The sequence below is a fragment of the Microcella sp. genome (assembly GCF_019739195.1).
Lineage (GTDB): Bacteria > Actinomycetota > Actinomycetes > Actinomycetales > Microbacteriaceae > Microcella.
Genome location: NZ_JAHHDS010000003.1, coordinates 1,656,521 through 1,674,200, shown reverse-complemented (window position 1 = coordinate 1,674,200; position 17,680 = coordinate 1,656,521). Strand labels below are relative to the sequence as shown.

Sequence of the window (17,680 nt, the reverse complement as noted above, 5' to 3'; positions counted from 1 at the left end):
CTTAGAACATGTGTTCGACTACCTCGACGCCGTGACAGATCGGACACAAACCAGCGAACTCGGCCGGACACGGGTGCCGACGGAGTCAGGTTCCCGTCCGAATGGCAGCACAATATAGCTACGAGACCTTGTTGTCTCAGGAGTGGGAGCGTTACTTGTGAGCGACCTAGAAGTCGTCGAGATTTGCGCCGGTGCCGGCGGCCAGGCTCACGGTCTCCATCGTGCGGGTTTCCATCATGCTCTTGCAGTGGAGCTCGACTCTCAAGCGGCGGCGACACTGGAGGCGAACTCGACATGGCGTGTCGCCGTCGGGGATGTCGCAGACCCTGCCGTCTGGAATCCATCCGAATATGAAGGTGTGGCGCTGCTCGCGGGCGGTGTGCCCTGCCCGCCGTTTTCCATGGCGGGCAAGCAGCTCGGGTCCGCCGACGAGCGGGACCTGTTTGCCTGGGCAGTCGAGCAGGTTGGGGTCGTGAAGCCGCGGGCTCTCATGCTCGAGAACGTTCGTGGCCTAGCTGCCCCGCGGTTCGCGGCGTACCGCCAGCACGTTCTCGACAGGCTCGCACAGTTCGGATACGTCGGGGACTGGCGCCTACTCACATCGGCGGACTTCGGTCTTCCACAGCTTCGGCCACGATTCGTCCTCGTCGCGATGAAGCCTGAAGATGCGGCTTACTTCAGATGGCCCGAGCCGTTCGGAAGCCGAGTCACAGTCGGCGAGGCGATCGCCGACCTCATGGCCGAGAATGGGTGGCTTCACGCTCGCGAGTGGGCCTCATTCGCGAACGGGATCGCGCCCACCCTCGTCGGCGGAAGCAAGAAGCACGGGGGTGCCGACCTTGGCCCCACGAGGGCGAAACTGGCATGGTCGAAGCTCGGTGTCGATGGGAAGGGAATCGCCGAGGAAGCTCCCGGGCCCGACGCGCCGCACTTTTCTCTCCGCGCTCCGCGCCTGACGATCCCGATGGTGGCTCGTCTGCAGGGTTGGGGATCGGACTCAGGTTGGGTCTTCACTGGGCGAAAGACTTCTCAGTACCGGCAGATTGGCAATGCCTTTCCGCCGCCGGTTGCCGAAGCCGTCGGACGCGCGATCAAGAGTGCCCTGCTCCACGAGGGAACGCCCCACGAAGTTCCTGAGCTGGTCAGCGATCTTCATGACCCGATCTATCGTGAGCTCTCGCGGGCGGCAGACTTCGTGTCGCTCGATCGTCTCGTCGCGGCCATGACTGTCGGAACTGAGTCGCTGGTTCAGCGGCAGCTTGCTGTCCTCGCTCGTGACTTCGAACTTGACGAATTACAGACCGCGAACGGCCCGATGTATCGGCTCGGGGACTTCAAGGGATTCACCGGCGAATCGTCACACCCCAGGAACGAATACATCGCCCAACACCGCAACCGCGTCAGCTGATCGAGAGACCTAGAGCGTCTGCGCCTAGTGCGGGTCTACCCTGGCCTCCATGAACGACAAGAGCCGAGCATCCACCGGCAATGACGGGTTCACCGCGGACGAGCGGGCCGCGATGAAGGAGCGGGCGGCCGAGCTGCGCGCACAGGCGAAGCGGGCCAAGGGCGCCGCCAAAGCCGAGGCCGAGCTCAACGACCTACTCGAGGCGATCGCGAAGCTTCCTGACGAGGGCGACCGCGCGCTCGCCACGACGCTGCACGAGGTGATCATGGCGGCGGCTCCGCAGCTGGCTCCGCGCACCTGGTACGGCATGCCCGCCTACGCGCTCGACGGCAAGGTGCTGTGCTTCGTGCAGCCGGCCAGCAAGTTCGACACCCGCTACACGACGCTCGGGTTCAACGACACCGCGCAGCTCGACGACGGGGCGATGTGGCCGGCGTCGTTCGCCGTGACGAAGCTCGGCGCAGCCGAGAAGAAAGCCATCACCGAACTGGTGCAGCGCGCGGTGGGCTAGAGCCGGGGCAGGCTAAAGCCCGAGCAGGCGGTCGGTGTCGCCGAAGACCTCCAGGCCCGCCGCGTGCGCGGTGCCCTCGAGCAGGGTGCGGCCCGACGCATCGCGGTGGCGCAGCGTGATGCGAGCATCCAGTGTCTCTTCGACCCGCTGGTGCATCGCCGTGCGCAAGGGCGCGTGCAACAGCCCGCCGCGCACCCGCTCGGCCTCGAGCTCGAGCAGGCCGTCGCGGCCCTCGATGCTCCACCGCACGTGAGTGTCGTCGATCTCGAGGCGGCGCTCGCGGGCGCGCGTGTACGTGGTCCAGCGATGCAGGCGGCCGCCGTGCTTGAGCCCGACGATGAAGCCGCGGAAAGACCCGCCCAGCCACGGGATGATCGCGACCGACCCGATCAGCGACGCCCCCGTGTCAGAGCCGTCGGGCGCGTCGATGTGGTTGCTCGCCATCCACACGTAGCCGGCCGGGAAGGCCTTGCCCCAGTCTTTCTCGATGTAGCCGCGCCCGCCGTCGAAGCTGCGGGTCTCGCCCTCGACCGACAGCTCGCCGGTCAGCCCGTGGCCGAACGAGACGATGCCGTGAAAGCACTCCATGAAGGGCACGAGCCCGTACCAGCCCATGATTCCCGGTTCGCGCAGCGTCACCGGCCAGGGGTCGAGATCGGTCGTGTACCGGATGCTCCCCCGCAGCTGCGGCAGGTCGAGCGTCACCCCGCTCGGGCCGAAGGTGTTGCCGCCGACGCGCACGTCGAACCGATCACTGGCCGCCTCGAAGTCGGTGGGATCGAAGCGGTGGTACCAGCTGCGGCCGCTCAAGCCGTCGAGCACCTGCACGAAGGCCTCGTCGCGTTCCCCACCCGCGTCAGCCAGCCCGCGAAAGACCCCCGGGATCACCGCCCACCGCTGCGATCGGTCGGCCGACACGAGCTTGATGTACCACCCCTCGAAGTAGCCGCGGCGCACTCCGCGCCCGTGGAAGGCCTCGGGGTGCCGCACGCCGCGCACGTAATCGACGAGGGTTCTCATGGCGTCACCCTACTGGCGACGGGGCGTGACATGTAACATTGCCGTATGTCTTCTCGAGCCCGTGTCTCTGCGTACCGAGACCGACTGCGCGCCGAAGGCCTGCGGCCGGTTCAGGTGTGGGTGCCTGATGTGCGTTCGACATCGTTCGCGGTCGAGGCGCAGCGCCAGGCAGCATCGGTCGCCGCCGCGTCGGTACACAGTGACGACATGCAGTTCGTCGAGGCCATCAGCACCAGCTGGGACGAGTGAAACGCGGCGAGATCCGGCTCGTCGCCGGAGGGGTCTACGCTAGCAAGCCGCGCCCGGCGGTCGTCATGCAAGACGACCTCTTCGCCGCCCTCGACTCGGTGACCGTGTGCCCTCTGACGACCACCGTCGTCGATGCACCACTTCTGCGCGTGCTGATTCCGGCAACCGAGAACTCCGGTGTCGACGCTGACAGCTACGCGATGGTGGACAAGCTCACCACCGTCAGGCGCGCGAACGTTGGTACCCGTGTGGGAGAGGTCACGGCACAGCAGCTCACCGACCTTGAACGCCGAATACTGGTGTTCCTCGGCATCGCCCGTTAGGCCGCCGCGCACGCCTGAGCATGAGGTCGCGTCAGTGGGCACGTTCGGGGCCGAATAACCTAGAGCAGTGATCGTCGGCCTCGGCACCCTGCTCAACATCGTCACCATCGTCATCGGCGCCACGATCGGTGTGCTCATCGGCCGACGACTGCCCGAGCGCACGAGCCGCGTCGTCACTGACGCTCTCGGCCTCATCACGATCGTGCTCGGCGGCCTCAACCTCGTCGCCCTGAGCGACCCTGACTTCGTCGGCGCGGTCGGCGCAGGCGGCACCTTCTTGGTCGTCATCGGCGCGCTGCTGATCGGCAGCATCGTCGGCTCGCTCGCCGGCATCGAAGCACAGCTCGAGAAGTTCGGCGGCTGGCTGCAGCGCCGTTTCACGACCACGCGCGCGAGCGACGAGCCCACTCTGCACCCCGACGGCGCCCCGCTCGCCCTCACCGGCCGCGATCGTTTCATCACGGGCTTCGTCGACGCATCACTGGTCTTCGCGATCGGCCCGCTCGCCATTCTCGGAGCCTTTCAAGACGGCACCGGCCAAGGCATCGAGCAGCTCGCCCTCAAGTCAACCCTCGACGGCTTCGCCGCGGTTGCCTTCGCCGCCTCGCTCGGCTGGGGCGTCGCCTTCTCGGCGATCCCCGTCGGCATCTGGCAGGGGCTACTGACGGTGCTCGCATTCTTCCTCGGCACGGTCATGTCGGGCGCGGCGATCGCGGCACTCACCGCAACGGGCGGGGTGCTGCTGCTCGGCGTCGGCCTGCGCCTGCTCAACCTGCGCGCCGTGTCGGTCGCCGACATGCTGCCGGCGCTCATCGTGGCGCCGCTGCTGACGGTCGGGGTGTCGGCCCTGCTGGGCGGCTAGACGACGTTCGTGAGCGGGTCGATCTCGCGGTGCAACGGCCCGTTCACGTCTTCGACCGGGTAGCCCTCGCGGGCCCAGTACTCGAAGCCGCCGAGCATCTCTTTCACGGGCACGCCGAGGCGCGCGAGCTCGAGCGCCGCCTTCGCGCCGCCGTTGCAGCCGGGCGACCAGCAGTAGACGACGACCGGGATGCCCACGCCGAGCTCTGCCACTCGAGCAGCGAGCTCTTGCCTGGGGATGTGCAGCGCCCCGACCGCATGCCCCTGATCGTAGGCAGCCTGCCCGCGCACGTCGACGAGGTGGAACTCGACGCCGGCCTGGCGCGCCGCCCACACGTCGGAGGCATCGGTCTCGACCGCGAGCTTCGCGGCGTAGTGCGCGGCGGTCGCACCCGAGTCGGCGAAGCTGCCCAGCGGAGAGTCGGTCATGCGGGCACCGTCCCGGGCTTCGGCGCAGCAGCCGTCGCCGCAGCAGAAGGCTGCTCGACGACCGCGTTGATGTAGCGGATGAAGATGGCGATCCAGGCGAAGATGATCGCGAAGGCCACGAGCTCAAAGGCCGTGAGGTTGTAGTACTGCACGGGCTCGAAGAGCAGGGCGCCACCGATAAGGGCCGCGGCGAAGCCGGCGCACACGACGAAGAAACGCCGGGGCAGCCCGGTGAGGATCCACGGCGAGGCGAACAGCATCACGAGGAAGGCCACCGCCATGCCCATGGCCGAGAGGTTGTGCAGCAGGATGCTCACCGTCAGCGGAAAGATGCCGACGCACGCGAGCATCACGCCCATGACGACGAAGATGATCGACACCGTGCGGGGTGCGGTCGGCTTGACGAGCACGCCCCGGTCGACGAGAACCTGCAGGTCGCGCTGCAGGTAGAGCGCGAACGTCGTCACGAGCACGCCCGCAATGATCAGGGTGATGTTGAACAGGCTGCTCGAGCGGTCGCCGAAGGTGCCGAGTTGGCTGAAGTGGTATTCCCACCAGGCCGGGTCGCTCGCCGTGGCCATGGCCGTGAGCGTGCCGAACGTCATGAAGAGCACGAGCAGGCTCGAGAGCTTGGGGGTCGTGATCGACGAGACCGAGAGGTAGATCCAGTAGGCGCAAAGAGCGGTGACGACCGCCATCGCGATGGTCGTGAACGGCGCGTCGAGCACGAGGCCCTGAAAGCTGCGCTGCAGAAGCAAGAACGTGGCGATCGAGGCGAGCACGGCGAGCACCGAGTGCACGAGGGCGACCGATGTGGCGTCGACGATGAACTTCCACGACTTGAGCTCGAGGCGCCACTGCTGCCCTTCGATCGAGCGGCTGCGCCAGTATCCGACGTAGGCGACGATCACCCCCGCGATGAGGATCGATCCCGCTGTGGCGAGGCCCAGCGAGAGTCCACCCCAGATGGGCGGGTTGCTGCCCGCGAAGAGAATGCCGCCGACGATGAGGGTCACGACGCCGACAGCGATGGCGACCGCGAAGGCCTCGCTCTCGACGTCGAGCAGGGTGCGACCGCCGGGCCGCGATGATGACAGGGTCTCGCTCATGCGGTCAGTCTAGAGACGGCGCGGGAACAATGGTGGGCTCGGTCGAGTTGCAGTTTCTATGACTGATTCAGCCAGCACCATCACCATGTACGGCGCCGACTGGTGCCGCGACTGCCGCCGCACCGAGGCCCTGCTCAACGAGCTCGGCGTCGACTGGACCAAGGTCGACGTTGAGGTCTCAGCCGAGGCCGCCGCGCAGGCGCAGGCGATCAGCGGTCGCACCAACATTCCCGTGGTCGTGTTCCCCGACGGCTCGCACCTCGTCGAGCCGAGCGATGACGCCGTGCGCCAGAAGTTGGGCGTCTAGCCGACCTCGACGCCGCGCTCTGGGTGCGACAGCGTACGCTCAGCACTACAGAGCCGGTCAGGCTCTCAACGAAAGAGAGCCGTCATGGGCGAGAAGTCTGCACGCAAGAACACCCCGAAGACCGCCGCGTCGAAGACTCTGAAAGAGAAGCGCATCGCCAAGGCCGACAAGAAGGCGTCGAACGGGCGCACGCAGAACTCTGACGCGGTCACGAACGCGACGAACAAGTAGGGCGCCTCAGGCGAGCGTGCGATCGAAGAACTCGTCGATGCGCCGCCAGGCGTCTGCCGCCTCATCGGGCTGGTAGCCGAGCCGCAGCATCGGACCCATCGCGATGCGCGCGAGTCGCGTGCCGTTGGGCACCGCATTGAGAAAGGCGTGCCCCGCCTCGGGGTACTCGACCACGTCGTGCTCGATGCCGCGGGCGGCGAGCGCCGTCTCGAGCTTCTCGGCCGCGCCCCGCAGGCTGAGGTCGCGCGCACCGAACGTGCCGACCACGGGGCAGGCACCGTCGAGGGCGTCGTCGAGGTCGGCTGGCAGCATCCCGTAATTGACGGATGCTGCGCCATAGCCGCCCGACCCCGCCAGCAGCAGCGCGAACCCGCCGCCCATGCAGAAGCCGATCACGCCCGCGCGGTCGGTCGTGTCGTCGCGCTCGAGCAGCAGACTGCGGGCGGCCTCGATGTCGTCGAAGGCTGCCCCGGTGCCGCTGCGCAGCGCGCGGAACGTCGCCACGAGGCAGCGCCGCGCGCCACCGCGGCTGAACAGGTTCGGCATGAGCACGAGGTAGCCCATGCCGCGCAGGCGCTCGAGGTGGTCACGCATGGCGTCGTCGATGCCGAACAACTCGTGCACGACAACGAGCGGGGTGAACGGGCCCGGGCCGTCGGGCACCCCGAGCACACCGGTGAGCTCACCGCCGCGCAGGTCGCCCGGCTGCGGAATGACGATGTCGGTGAGGCTCATTCACGCACTCTACGCGCGAGGCGAGCGGATGCGCCCGACGCCGGGCACCAACCGACCGACGCGCGCGGCATACGTCGCGTAGTCGGAGTACTGGTCGGCGAGCATGAGTTCTTCGAACCGCGACTTCGTCATGAGCACGCTCAGCAGCGCGACCCACGCGATGAGGTGCAGCCACGAGGCGCCGATGACGACGAGGCCGACGCCGAGCACGAGCAGACCCGAATAGATCGGGTGCCTCACGAGACCGTAGACGCCCGTCGTGACGAGTTGGCCGTCAGCTTTCGGAATCGGGCTCGGGGTGAGGGTGCGCCCGAGCCCGGCACCAGCGGCGAGAGCGATGCCGATGCCGAGCGCCACCAGCACGAGGCCCAGCACGAGCGTGCCGACCTCCCGCAGCCACAGGTCGCCCCAGGGCAGGAAGCCGAGCAGTATCAAGAAGACGAATTGCAGGCCGACGAGCGCCCAGGCCGCCGCCGGGTGCAGTCGAAAGGGCGTCGCAGGGTCAGGCACAGCATCCGTCATGCCCTGACCCTACGCCGCGCGGAATGTTGCCGCAGCAGCGATCAGCGACGAGCCTTCTTGGCCGCGAGCAGATCTTTTTCATCGATCGGCGCGAGCCCGCTGCGGTGCAGCTCGGCGTAGTAGTCACGTGCCTCGTCTTGCCGCGCCTGCTCTTCGCCCGTCGCGATGTCGGCGCGAATGTGCTCGGGAGCGAATTCGAACGCGTCGGTGAGTGCTCGCGCGTGCGGGCGCAGGCGCGGCAGCAGCCGGTCGTCGATGTAGTCGGTGATCGCCTGAGCACGGTGGTCGCTCAGTCGGCCGTGAATCACGTACCAGGCGAGGTTCTTCTCGATGAGGCCGAGCCCGAACAGGTCGCGCAGCCAGGTGAGCACCTGACGGTTGCCCTCGTGCTCGATCGTCTCGAGGGCCTCGGTGAAGGCCTCCCACTGCAACAACTCGCCGTGCGCCTTGGCCGTCTCGATGAGCGCGTTCTGGTGGCGGTTGAAGAGGGCGGCGGCCTGCGGCTTCGGCAGCTTGGATGCTGAGCGCAGCTTGCTCGCGAGCTCAGCCACCATCGTCTCGACTCGGTCGGTCAGCAGCTGCCGCTGCGATGCCGTGTCGCGCACGTAGCCCACCGAACGCGCGGTCGAGCCGAAGTCGGCGACCGACTGCGCCAGGCGGCGCAGGCCCGAACGGTTGACGACAGCCTCGTTGACCTGGTCGGCGACGTAGTGCGCCATGACGCCGGCGTCGGCCTTCGCGAAGGCGCGGCTGTAGTCAGTGAGCAGACGCTTGGCCACGAGCTGCAGCAGCACGTTGTTGTCGCCCTCGAAGGTGGCATAGATGTCGAGGTCAGCGCGCAGCTGCGTCAGCCGGTTCGCGGCAAGGAAGCCCTGGCCGCCGCACGCCTCGCGCGCTTCTTGAATGATGTCGAGCGCGTTCCAGGTGCTGAGCGACTTGAGCGCCGCGGCGAGGGTCTCGAGGTCTTCGCGGTCGGCATCGGTGTCGGTGCGGCCCGAGAACACCGCATCGAACTTCTCGAGAAACACCTCGTGCGCAAACGACATGGCGTAGGTCTGCGCGAGGCGCGGCAGCAGGCGGCGCTGGTGGCGCTGGTAGTCGAGCAGAACTACCTCTTCTCTCTCGCCCCCGTCGAACTGGCGGCGCTCGGTGCCGTAGCGAATGGCTATGGTCATCGCGAGCTTGCTCGCGACCGTGACAGCGCCGTCGAGCGAGACCCGGCCCTGCACGAGCGTGCCGAGCATCGTGAAGAAGCGGCGGCCGGGGCTCTCGATCGGCGAGGTGTAGACACCGTTCTCGTCGACATTGCCGTAGCGGTTCAGCAGGTTGGTGCGCGGCACGCGCACGTTCGTGAAATGCAGGCGGCCGTTGTCGATGCCGTTCAGGCCGCCCTTGAGCCCGTCGTCTTCTCCGCCGATGCCGGGCAAGAAGGCGCCCTTCTCGTCGCGCAGCGGAACATAGAAAGCGTGCACGCCGTGGTTCACCCCGCGCGTGATGAGCTGGGCGAACACGACCGCGGCCTTGCCGTGCAGGGCGGCGTTGCCGAGGTAGTCCTTCCAGGCGGCGCGGAACGGCGTGTGGATGACCCACTCATCGGTCGCGGAGTCATAGGTCGCCGTCGTGCCGACCGCCGAGACGTCGCTGCCGTGACCGGTCTCGGTCATGGCGAAGGCGCCGGGGGTCGTCAGGTTCAGCGCGTCGGGCAGCCACGCCTGGTGGTGCGGCGCCGTGCCGAGCTGCAGAATCGCCGAGGCGTAGAGCCCCCACTGCACGCCCGACTTGATCTGCATGCTGGGGTCACCGATCACGAGCTCTTCGAAGCTCGCGATGAAGCCGCCGAAGTCGTCGTCGCCGCCAAACTCTTCGGGGAACGCGCGGTGCACCGTGCCCTGCTCGACGAGCAGCTTCAGCTGGCCGAGCACGCGCTCGCGGTGCTCGTCCATGCCGTGGGTCGGAACGCGGTGGAAGGCTTCTTTTCGCATGAGCTCGCGCGAAGCACGACGGCTGTCGGCCCAACGCCCCATCAGTTGCTGGCCGAGTGCGGCGACGTCGAGCGTCGGGCCAGCATCCGTCGTCGCGATCGTGCTGTCATCGGCCTCCGGCGGGGTCGACGGGGCGAGGGGTGCGGTGGCCTCGGTGGGCGCAGAAGACTCAATGGTGCTCATGAGGGCCACGCTAGAACTGCGGCGAGCGTCGCGGGGTTTCGTGGTGCTCGCTCCACGAAGGGCGCGACGACGGTAGGCACGCGCTTTGTCGATACCCTCACAAAGCTGGGCGTTCGCATAGTGGAGAGGCTCAGAGTGGGCGGACGCTGACGCCCGCCCCGTTCGCCAGGAGAGAATACCCCCCAGGGTATCGAGCGTGTGTGTCAGAATGATCGCATGGCAACCGTGAACCTCACCGCAACCGACTTCGAGCAGACCGTCACGTCTGACGGCATCACGCTCGTCGACTTCTGGGCCGAATGGTGTGGCCCGTGCCGCCAGTTCGCCCCGATCTTCGAGAAGGCGAGCGAGCAGCACGCCGACGTCACCTTCGGCAAGGTCGACACCGAGGCCGAGCAGGCGCTTGCCGCCGCCGCGAACATCCGCTCCATTCCAACGCTCATGGCCTTCCGCGACGGCATCCTCGTTTTCTCGCAGCCCGGAGCCCTGCCGGCACCCGCCCTCGAGCAGGTCATCACCGCCGTGAAGGGCCTCGATATGGATGACGTGCGCCGGCAGATCGCTGCCGCGCAAGCCGAGGCACCCGCTGCTCAGTAGTGCTTGTGCGCCGGTGCTGAGGGGCTAGAGCTCGCTGCGTTTTCTGTCTGCGCTAAAGCTCAGACCGGGTGCGAAAAAAGCGACGGACGCGCTCACCCACGTTCGCGGGCGGCGGCTCGTTGTAGTGGTCGACGTACTCTTGCCCGCTCATCGCCTGGATGCGCAGCATGAGTGCATCGGTCGCGTGTCGACGCGCACGGCCAGAGTTCGCGGCGCCGAACGACGAGAGATCCATCGGCTCGCCGAACTCGATCGTGATCTTCGCGCGGCGGATGCGCTTCGAGCCGACCGGCTGCAGGTTCTGGGTGCCCGTGAGCGCCACGGGTACAACGGGCACGCCGGCTGTCAGCGCGAGCCAGGCGACACCGGTCTTGCCCCGGTAGAGCCGCCCATCGCGCGAGCGCGTGCCTTCGGGGTAGATCGAGAAGGCCTCGCCGGCCTCGATCTTGGCGAGCCCGGCATCGAGCGCCTCTTGAGCGGCCTGGCCCGCACCGCGCTTGACCGGGATCGCGCCGACGCTCGTGAAGAAGCTACGTGAGATCGCGCCCCTGAGCCCCGTGCCGGTGAAATACTCCTCTTTCGCTAAGAAACTCACTCGACGGCTGGCCAGCATGCTGATGATGATTGAGTCGATGAACGACAAGTGGTTGCTCGCGACGACGACGCCGCCCTCGACGGGCACGTTGTCGCGACCGATGATCGTCGGCCGCCAGATCGCCTTCGCGAGAGGCGCGACGAACGCGCGGGCGACGAAGGTCAGCATGTGTTCATCGTGGCACGCGGCCTATTCCGGCGGGGGAATGTCGTTGAACGGTTCATCCAAGTAGGGCGGCTCGTCGGGGTAAGGGGGCTCGTCGGCGAAGGGCGGCTCGTCGGCGAAGGCGGGCTCGTCACGCGACGCAGCAGCGGCTGGTTCGTCACCCCGCACGATCGCAAGCACGGCTGCGCCGAACTTCTCGAGCTTGGCCGCGCCGACCCCGCTCACCTGCCCAAGCTCGTCGAGCGTCGCCGGCTCGGTGAGCGCGATGCCGCGCAGCGTCGCGTCGCCGAAGACGATGTAGGCGGGTGCCTCGAGAGCCCTCGCGGTGGATGCTCGCCACGCGCGCAGCCGCTCGAACAACCCGGCGGCCTCGGCCGGCAGGTCGCTCGGCGCCGAGCGCTTCGACCCCCGAGACGCGCGGCTGGTGCGAGGGGCTTCACGGCGCAGCCGCACCTCGCGCTCGCCCTTGAGCACCGCGGCACTGCTCTCGGTGATGCCGAGCGTGCCGTACTCGCCCTGCACCGCGAGCAGGCCTTGGGCGAGCAGCTGCCGCACGACGCCGCGCCACTCTTGCTCGCCCAGCTCGGTGCCGATGCCAAAGGTGCTGAGTTCGGTGTGCCCGAGCTGCTCGACGCGCGGGGTGCGCTTGCCCAGCAGGATGTCGATGAGCTGCCCTGCACCATAGCGCTGGTTGCGCTCACGGTCGAGCCGCACGACGGTCGAGAGCAGCTTCTGCGCCGGCACGGTGCCGTCGAATGCTTCGGGCGGTGACAGGCAGGTGTCGCAGTTGCCGCACGGGGTTGACTGCTGCCCGAAGTAGGCGAGCAGCTGCACCCGCCGGCACTCGACCGTCTCGCACAGCGCGAGCATGGCGTCGAGCAGTTGCCCCATTCGCCGCTTGTAGGTGGCGTTGCCCTCGCTGCGCTCGATCATCTGGCGCTGCTGCACGACGTCTTGCAGACCGTAGGCGAGCCAGGCCGTCGCAGGCAGCCCGTCACGCCCGGCACGCCCCGTCTCTTGGTAGTAGCCCTCGACGCTCTTCGGCAGGTCGAGATGTGCGACGAAGCGCACGTCGGGCTTGTCGATGCCCATGCCGAACGCGATCGTCGCGACCATGACGATGCCCTCTTCGCGCAGAAAGCGCGACTGGTGGTTCGAACGTGTGGCTGCGTCGAGGCCTGCGTGATACGGAAGCGCAGGAATACCGTGCTCGGCAAGCGCGATCGCTGTCTTTTCGACGCTCGCCCGCGACAAGCAGTAGACGATGCCCGCGTCGCCGGGGTGCTCGCTGCGGATCAGCTGCAGCAACTGCTGCACGGGCTGGTTCTTCGGCTCGATGCGGTACTGAATGTTCGGCCGGTCGAAGCTCGCCACGAACTGCCGGGCCCGACCGAGATCGAGCCGGGTGACGATCTCGCGCGCGGTCGCGTCGGTCGCCGTCGCCGTGAGGGCGATGCGCGGGATGCTCGGCCAGCGCTCGTGCAGCAGTGACAGTGCCAAATAGTCAGGCCTGAAGTCGTGCCCCCACTGCGACACGCAGTGCGCCTCGTCGATCGCAAAGAGTGAGACCGTGATGCGGTCGAGCAGCTCGGCAGTGCTCGGCACGGTGACGCGTTCGGGCGCCATGTAGAGCAGATCGACCTCTCCCGCGAGCAGGGCGGCCTCGACGGCCCGGCGCTCATCGGGCGACTGGGTCGAGTTGAGAAAGGCCGCGCGGGCGCCGACCGCCGCGAGAGCATCCACCTGGTCTTTCATCAACGCGATGAGTGGCGAGATGACGACGCCGACGCCCTCGCGCACGAGCGCGGGAATCTGGTAACAGAGGCTCTTGCCGCCGCCCGTCGGCATGAGCACGAGGGCATCACCGCCGCCGACGACGTGATCGATGATGGCCTGCTGCTCACCGCGAAAGGCGGGGTAGCCGAAGACCGTCTCGAGCACCTGCTGGGGAGTGGCGGCGGTCGTGGTCACTCGCCCCAGGCTACCCGGCACCGCTGACTGCTCAGGGCGTCTCGCGCAGGATGTGCGAACGCGCGTGCTCGACCGCATCGTCGAGGGAGGCGACGAGGTGGTTCGGGTGCCGCAGCGCTCCGACGACGCCGACGCGGGTCGCGAGCCGAAGGTGCCGCTCTTGAATGCCCTTGATGATGACGGTGATGCCCCGTCGCTCAAGACCCTCGATGAGCTCGACGATGACGCGGGCGCCCGTCGCATCGAGGTCGCGGATCTGCGAGAGCCGCACGATGACGACGCTCGCCCCCGCCGTCTCGCTGATGGCGTCGGTGAGCCGCTCGGCCGCGCCGAAGAACAGGGCACCGTCGAGGCGGAAGAGCGCGATGCGCTCATCACCGGGCTGCGGCTCGCCCGGCAGCGGCTCGCGGTGCACCCCGCTCGAGGCCGCGAGCGTGCGCAGCGCGATGATGCCAGCCGCGAGGATGCCGATGCCCACCGCGATGATGAGGTCGAAGGCGATCGTGACGGCGGCGGTCGCGACAAAGATGAGCGCGTCAGACCGCGTCGCCGTGACGATGCGCCGCACGGTCGACACCGAGACCATGCGCACCGCCGTGACCATGAGCACGCCCGAGAGCGCGGCGAGCGGAATGGTCGCGACAATCGTGCTGGCCAGGTAGACGACACCGATGAGCACGATCGAGTGGATGATCGCCGCGAGCCGCGACCGCCCGCCGGCCCGCACGTTCACGGCCGTGCGGGCGATGGCTCCCGTGGCGGGCATGCCGCCGAAGAGTCCCGAAGCCACCGAGGCGAGACCCTGGCCGACGAGCTCGCGGTCGGGGTCGAGCCGGCCGGTGTCGGCGAGCGAGGCACCCACGCGCGCGGAGAGCAGAGACTCGATGGCAGCGAGCGCCGCGATCGTGGCAGCCGGAATCAGCAGTGCCGCGATGTCGACCCCCGACAGACTCGGCAGTCCGGGCGCGGGCAGCGCGGCAGGAAGAGTGCCGATCGTGTCGACCGGCAGCGCCAGCCAGGTCGTGATCACCGTGACGACAATGATCGCAATGATCGAGCCGGGCACCCAGGGGCGCACGAGCGGTGCGACGACCATGATGACGGCGACCACCGCGACGATCGCGAGCGGCACGAGTGCCGCGGCCCAGTCGGTCGCGACGACGGTCTGCACAGCGGCGACGAGCGAGTTGGGGCTCGGCCCCGCCGGTGCCCCGAGTGCGGCGGGCACCTGCTGTAAGAAGATGATGACGGCGATGCCGAGCGTGAAGCCCTCGATGACGGGCCACGGAATCACCGCGACCGCGCGCCCGAGCCGCAGCACCGCGGCGATGAGCACCATGATGCCCGCCATGATGGTGACGAGCGCCACGACCCCCGCGCCCTGCGCCGCGACGATGGGCCCGAGCACGACAACCATCGCACCGGTCGGCCCCGAAACTTGGATGTTCGAGCCGCCGAACACGGCAGCGACGAGTCCGGCCACGATGGCGGTGATGAGCCCGGCCTCGGCACCCGCGCCCGAGCTCACGCCGAACGCCAGCGCGAGCGGCAGTGCGACGATGCCGACCGTCAGGCCCGCGATGAGGTCGCCCTTCCAGGTGCGCCGCACCATCGCGTAGTCAGCGCGCCGCGGAAGCAGGCCGAGCACGTAGCCCCGAGCCGTCATCGAGCCTCACTCTCTCAGACTGCTCAGCATGCGCCCGACCGGCACCGCGGGCAAGGGCAGAAGGTCCTGCGGCGCCCTAGATGTGGATGGCCGGGTCGATGAGAAAGCCGTCGGCGCCCGTGGTGCCCGCGCCGCGATCGAGGGGGCGGGAGGTTGCGGGAATTCCGGTGGCGACCGAGTCGGCAGGAACATCCTTCGTCACGAGGGCGAGCGCGCCGATCTGCGAGCGCGCGCCGATCGTGATGGGGCCGAGCACCGTCGCCCCAGCGCCGATGAGCACGCCATCGTGCACGGTCGGGTGCCTCTTGACCTTCTCGAGTGTTCGGCCGCCGAGCGTGACGCCGTGATACAGCATGACGTCGTCGCCGATCTCAGCGGTCTCGCCGATGACGACGCCCATGCCGTGGTCGATGAAGAGGCGGCGGCCGATGGTCGCGCCCGGGTGAATCTCGATGCCTGTCCACCAGCGCGCGCCCTGCGAGATCATGCGCGCGAGCAGCCGCAGGCGCCACCGCCAGAGCCGGTTCGCGATGCGGTACCACCACACGGCGTGCAGCCCGACGCTGGTGAGAAAGACCTCGAGGCCCGACCGCGCGGCCGGGTCGCGCAATCGGGCGGTGCGGATGTCCTCCCGCATGCCCATCTACGCGCGAAGGTCGTCGTAGAGCACGCTCGACAGGTAGCGCTCGCCGTAGCTGGCCACGATGACGACGATGGTCTTGCCCGCGTTCTCGGGGCGCTTCGCGAGCTCGACAGCGGCGTGCACCGTGGCGCCCGACGAGATGCCGGCGAGGATGCCCTCTTCGGCCGAGAGTCGGCGGGCCATGGCGACCGCCTGCTCGATGTTCACGTCAATGACCTCGTCGTAGACCTCGCGGTCGAGCACGGCGGGCACGAAGTTGGCGCCGATGCCGGCGATCTTGTGTGGGCCGGGGGCGCCGCCGTTGAGAATAGGGCTCTCGAGCGGCTCGACCGCGACGACCTGCACGCCGGGCTTCTGCTGCTTGAGGTACTGGCCGGTGCCGGTCAGCGTGCCGCCGGTGCCGACACCCGAGACGAAGATGTCGACGGCGCCGTCAGTGTCGTTGTAGACCTCGGGGCCCGTCGTGCGGCGGTGAATCTCAGCGTTCGCCTCGTTCTCGAACTGGCGGGCGAGCACCGTGCCTGGCCGCTCGGCAACGATCTTCTCGGCGGCCGCAACGGCGCCCTTCATGCCCTCACTGCCGGGCGTGAGAATGAGCTCGGCCCCGTAGGCCTTGAGCAGCATCTTGCGCTCGTTGCTCATGGTCTCGGGCATCGTGAGCACAGTCTTGTAGCCGCGTGCCGCACCGATCATGGCGAGGGCGATGCCGGTGTTGCCGCTCGTGGCCTCGACGATCGTGCCGCCGGGCTTCAGCTCGCCGCTCTTCTCGGCCGCTTCGACGATGGCGAAACCGAGGCGGTCTTTCACGCTCGCGGAGGGGTTGTAGAACTCGAGCTTCGCGAGCACCGTGGCGCCAGCGCCATCGGTGACCGAGTTGAGCGTCACCAGCGGGGTGTTGCCGAACACCTGCGTGATGTCGGAGTAGATGCGGGCCATGAGGGTGTCTCCTTGAGAAGAGGGTCGGGTCCGTGGTGGTGGCGGAGGTCTGTGGTTCTAGGGTACGGGCGGCACACCGCGGTCGCGCGAATATGACGGTGCGGGCATCCGTCGACGACAACCCTCGGATTCGCTCCAGCATTCCCCTCCTGCCAGAATCGCCCGAGGAGGTGCGCCACTGTGCTCACGGTTGTTCTCGGGCTCGCGGGCGCCCTGGTCTACGGCGCGGCCGACTTCTTGGGCGGCCTCGCCGCTCGCCGCATCAGCGCCTTGCGCGTCACCGCGATCGGCGCGCTGTCGGGTGTGTTGCTGCTCGCCATCGGGGCGCTCATCGTGCCGGGCGTGTGGTCGGCCGAGGCGCTGTTCTGGGGCGCGCTCTCGGGTGCGACGGGCGCTGCGGCGATCGCCCTGCTCTACGCGTGCCTCGCGATCGGACCGATGAGCATCCTGTCGCCCTTGACGGCCGTGACGTCGGCGATCGTGCCGCTCACGTGGGGGCTCGCGACCGGGTCTGAGCTCGGCGTGATCGCCTACCCGGCGTTCGCGCTGGCCCTCGTCGCCGTGGTTCTCGTCGGGCTCGTGCCCGACCAGCGCGCGGTGCGGCCAACCCTGCGCGGGCTGCTCATGGCCACCGCCTCGGGCGTGCTCATCGGAGCCTTCTACATTCTCATCGACTTCACGCCCGACGACTCGGGGCTGATTCCGCTCGTCGCCAATCGCACAGTCAACGCGACCATCATGGTGACGCTCATCGTCGTGCTCGCCTTCGTCGCGGGGCGACGGCACGTGCGGGCGACGGATGCTCCGGCCGCGGTGCTCGACGGCACCCACGGTGCCCCGCGCGTGTCGCAGGGTTCTGGCGCCACGACCTCGCCTTACGAGACTGCGTCTGCCGGCGCACCGGTCGACCCTGCGGCGGTCGGCGCTCCCGCCGGTGTCGCGCGCCCCAGCCTGCTCGCCGCGGCAGCCGCGGCGCTGCGCGGCGGCTGGCGCGGTGGTCTCGCGCTCGCGATCGCGTGCGGGGTGCTCGACGCGATCGCCAACATCATCGTGCTCGTCGGCCTGCGGCTCGGCGACCTCACGGTCGTTTCCGTGCTCACGGCGCTCTACCCGGCGGGCACGATCTTGCTCGCGGCGGTCGTGCTGCGTGAGCGCATCGCGCCGCTGCAGTGGGCCGGACTCGCGCTCGCCCTGGCCGCGAGCGCGATGCTCGCCGCGGCCTGAGCGAGCATCCGAC

Annotated in this window: 20 protein-coding genes; 9 read left to right on the top strand and 11 right to left on the bottom strand. The window is 68.4% G+C overall.

The window, feature by feature from the left end:
* The first annotated feature begins 157 nt into the window (after positions 1–157).
* Both KL788_RS09890 and KL788_RS09885 read left to right on the top strand, forming a co-directional pair.
* Positions 158–1,408: a DNA cytosine methyltransferase gene (locus tag KL788_RS09890; protein WP_293170874.1), complete on the top strand. Its 1,251-nt coding sequence runs from the start codon at positions 158–160 to the stop codon at positions 1,406–1,408.
* Positions 1,409–1,457: 49 nt separating this feature from the next.
* Complete coding sequence (locus KL788_RS09885) at positions 1,458–1,919, top strand: iron chaperone (RefSeq protein WP_293170872.1); 462 nt, start codon at positions 1,458–1,460, stop codon at positions 1,917–1,919.
* 12 nt (positions 1,920–1,931) lie between these two features.
* On the opposite strand, the gene KL788_RS09880 is transcribed toward KL788_RS09885, so the two are convergent.
* Positions 1,932–2,939 (bottom strand): tocopherol cyclase family protein, encoded by a 1,008-nt coding sequence (locus KL788_RS09880; RefSeq protein ID WP_293170870.1) that lies wholly within the window; start codon positions 2,937–2,939, stop codon positions 1,932–1,934.
* Positions 2,940–2,984: 45 nt separating this feature from the next.
* On the opposite strand from KL788_RS09880, the gene KL788_RS09875 reads away from it, so the two are divergent.
* The 3 genes from KL788_RS09875 to KL788_RS09865 all read left to right on the top strand — a co-directional run bounded on the left by KL788_RS09875 (position 2,985) and on the right by KL788_RS09865 (position 4,373).
* Positions 2,985–3,188, top strand: coding sequence for an antitoxin MazE family protein (locus KL788_RS09875; protein WP_293170868.1), 204 nt, complete (start codon positions 2,985–2,987; stop codon positions 3,186–3,188).
* A complete protein-coding gene (locus KL788_RS09870; RefSeq protein ID WP_293170866.1) occupies positions 3,185–3,511 on the top strand; it encodes a type II toxin-antitoxin system PemK/MazF family toxin in 327 nt (108 codons plus the stop codon). The genes KL788_RS09875 and KL788_RS09870 overlap by 4 nt, the downstream gene beginning before the upstream one ends.
* Before the next feature lie 67 nt (positions 3,512–3,578).
* Positions 3,579–4,373: a DUF554 domain-containing protein gene (locus KL788_RS09865; protein WP_293170864.1), complete on the top strand. Its 795-nt coding sequence runs from the start codon at positions 3,579–3,581 to the stop codon at positions 4,371–4,373.
* Here the strand turns inward: KL788_RS09865 and KL788_RS09860 are convergent.
* Positions 4,370–4,801 carry a rhodanese-like domain-containing protein gene (locus KL788_RS09860; RefSeq protein WP_293170862.1) on the bottom strand — a complete coding sequence of 144 codons (432 nt, stop codon included), beginning with the start codon at positions 4,799–4,801 and terminating at the stop codon, positions 4,370–4,372. The two genes, KL788_RS09865 and KL788_RS09860, sit on opposite strands and share 4 nt — an antisense overlap.
* On the bottom strand, positions 4,798–5,910 hold the full coding sequence (locus tag KL788_RS09855; protein ID WP_293170861.1) for a DUF998 domain-containing protein: 1,113 nt from the start codon (positions 5,908–5,910) through the stop codon (positions 4,798–4,800). The genes KL788_RS09860 and KL788_RS09855 overlap by 4 nt, the downstream gene beginning before the upstream one ends.
* Positions 5,911–5,968: 58 nt before the next feature.
* On the opposite strand from KL788_RS09855, the gene KL788_RS09850 reads away from it, so the two are divergent.
* Both KL788_RS09850 and KL788_RS09845 read left to right on the top strand, forming a co-directional pair.
* Positions 5,969–6,217 carry a glutaredoxin family protein gene (locus KL788_RS09850; protein WP_293170859.1) on the top strand — a complete coding sequence of 83 codons (249 nt, stop codon included), beginning with the start codon at positions 5,969–5,971 and terminating at the stop codon, positions 6,215–6,217.
* An 84-nt stretch (positions 6,218–6,301) separates the two neighbouring features.
* Entirely contained in the window at positions 6,302–6,448 is a 147-nt protein-coding gene (locus KL788_RS09845) for a hypothetical protein (RefSeq protein WP_293170857.1), read from the top strand.
* 6 nt (positions 6,449–6,454) lie between these two features.
* On the opposite strand, the gene KL788_RS09840 is transcribed toward KL788_RS09845, so the two are convergent.
* Genes KL788_RS09840 through KL788_RS09830 form a run of 3 tightly spaced genes read right to left on the bottom strand, consistent with a single transcriptional unit; the run spans position 6,455 to position 9,870 of the window.
* Positions 6,455–7,183 (bottom strand): dienelactone hydrolase family protein, encoded by a 729-nt coding sequence (locus KL788_RS09840; RefSeq protein WP_293170855.1) that lies wholly within the window; start codon positions 7,181–7,183, stop codon positions 6,455–6,457.
* 9 nt (positions 7,184–7,192) lie between these two features.
* The gene (locus KL788_RS09835) at positions 7,193–7,705 is read right to left on the bottom strand and encodes a methyltransferase family protein (RefSeq protein ID WP_293170853.1); all 513 of its coding nucleotides are present in this window, start codon (positions 7,703–7,705) and stop codon (positions 7,193–7,195) included.
* A gap of 41 nt (positions 7,706–7,746) precedes the next feature.
* Positions 7,747–9,870: an acyl-CoA dehydrogenase gene (locus KL788_RS09830; RefSeq protein ID WP_293170851.1), complete on the bottom strand. Its 2,124-nt coding sequence runs from the start codon at positions 9,868–9,870 to the stop codon at positions 7,747–7,749.
* Positions 9,871–10,086: 216 nt separating this feature from the next.
* On the opposite strand from KL788_RS09830, the gene trxA reads away from it, so the two are divergent.
* Positions 10,087–10,467, top strand: coding sequence for a thioredoxin (trxA, locus tag KL788_RS09825; RefSeq protein WP_293170849.1), 381 nt, complete (start codon positions 10,087–10,089; stop codon positions 10,465–10,467).
* A gap of 52 nt (positions 10,468–10,519) precedes the next feature.
* On the opposite strand, the gene KL788_RS09820 is transcribed toward trxA, so the two are convergent.
* The 5 genes from KL788_RS09820 to cysK all read right to left on the bottom strand — a co-directional run bounded on the left by KL788_RS09820 (position 10,520) and on the right by cysK (position 16,443).
* Entirely contained in the window at positions 10,520–11,230 is a 711-nt protein-coding gene (locus KL788_RS09820; protein WP_293170847.1) for a lysophospholipid acyltransferase family protein, read from the bottom strand.
* A gap of 21 nt (positions 11,231–11,251) precedes the next feature.
* Positions 11,252–13,198: a DNA helicase RecQ gene (recQ, locus tag KL788_RS09815; RefSeq protein WP_428846118.1), complete on the bottom strand. Its 1,947-nt coding sequence runs from the start codon at positions 13,196–13,198 to the stop codon at positions 11,252–11,254.
* 31 nt (positions 13,199–13,229) lie between these two features.
* A complete protein-coding gene (locus tag KL788_RS09810) occupies positions 13,230–14,864 on the bottom strand; it encodes a SulP family inorganic anion transporter (RefSeq protein WP_293170845.1) in 1,635 nt (544 codons plus the stop codon).
* A gap of 76 nt (positions 14,865–14,940) precedes the next feature.
* Positions 14,941–15,501, bottom strand: a complete 561-nt coding sequence (gene epsC / locus KL788_RS09805; protein ID WP_428846117.1) for a serine O-acetyltransferase EpsC — start codon at positions 15,499–15,501, stop codon at positions 14,941–14,943.
* Between the two features lie 6 nt (positions 15,502–15,507).
* Positions 15,508–16,443: a cysteine synthase A gene (gene cysK / locus KL788_RS09800; protein WP_293170841.1), complete on the bottom strand. Its 936-nt coding sequence runs from the start codon at positions 16,441–16,443 to the stop codon at positions 15,508–15,510.
* Positions 16,444–16,623: 180 nt separating this feature from the next.
* Between cysK and KL788_RS09795 the strand changes: the two genes are divergently transcribed.
* On the top strand, positions 16,624–17,667 hold the full coding sequence (locus KL788_RS09795) for an EamA family transporter (RefSeq protein ID WP_293170839.1): 1,044 nt from the start codon (positions 16,624–16,626) through the stop codon (positions 17,665–17,667).
* Positions 17,668–17,680: the final 13 nt, after the last annotated feature.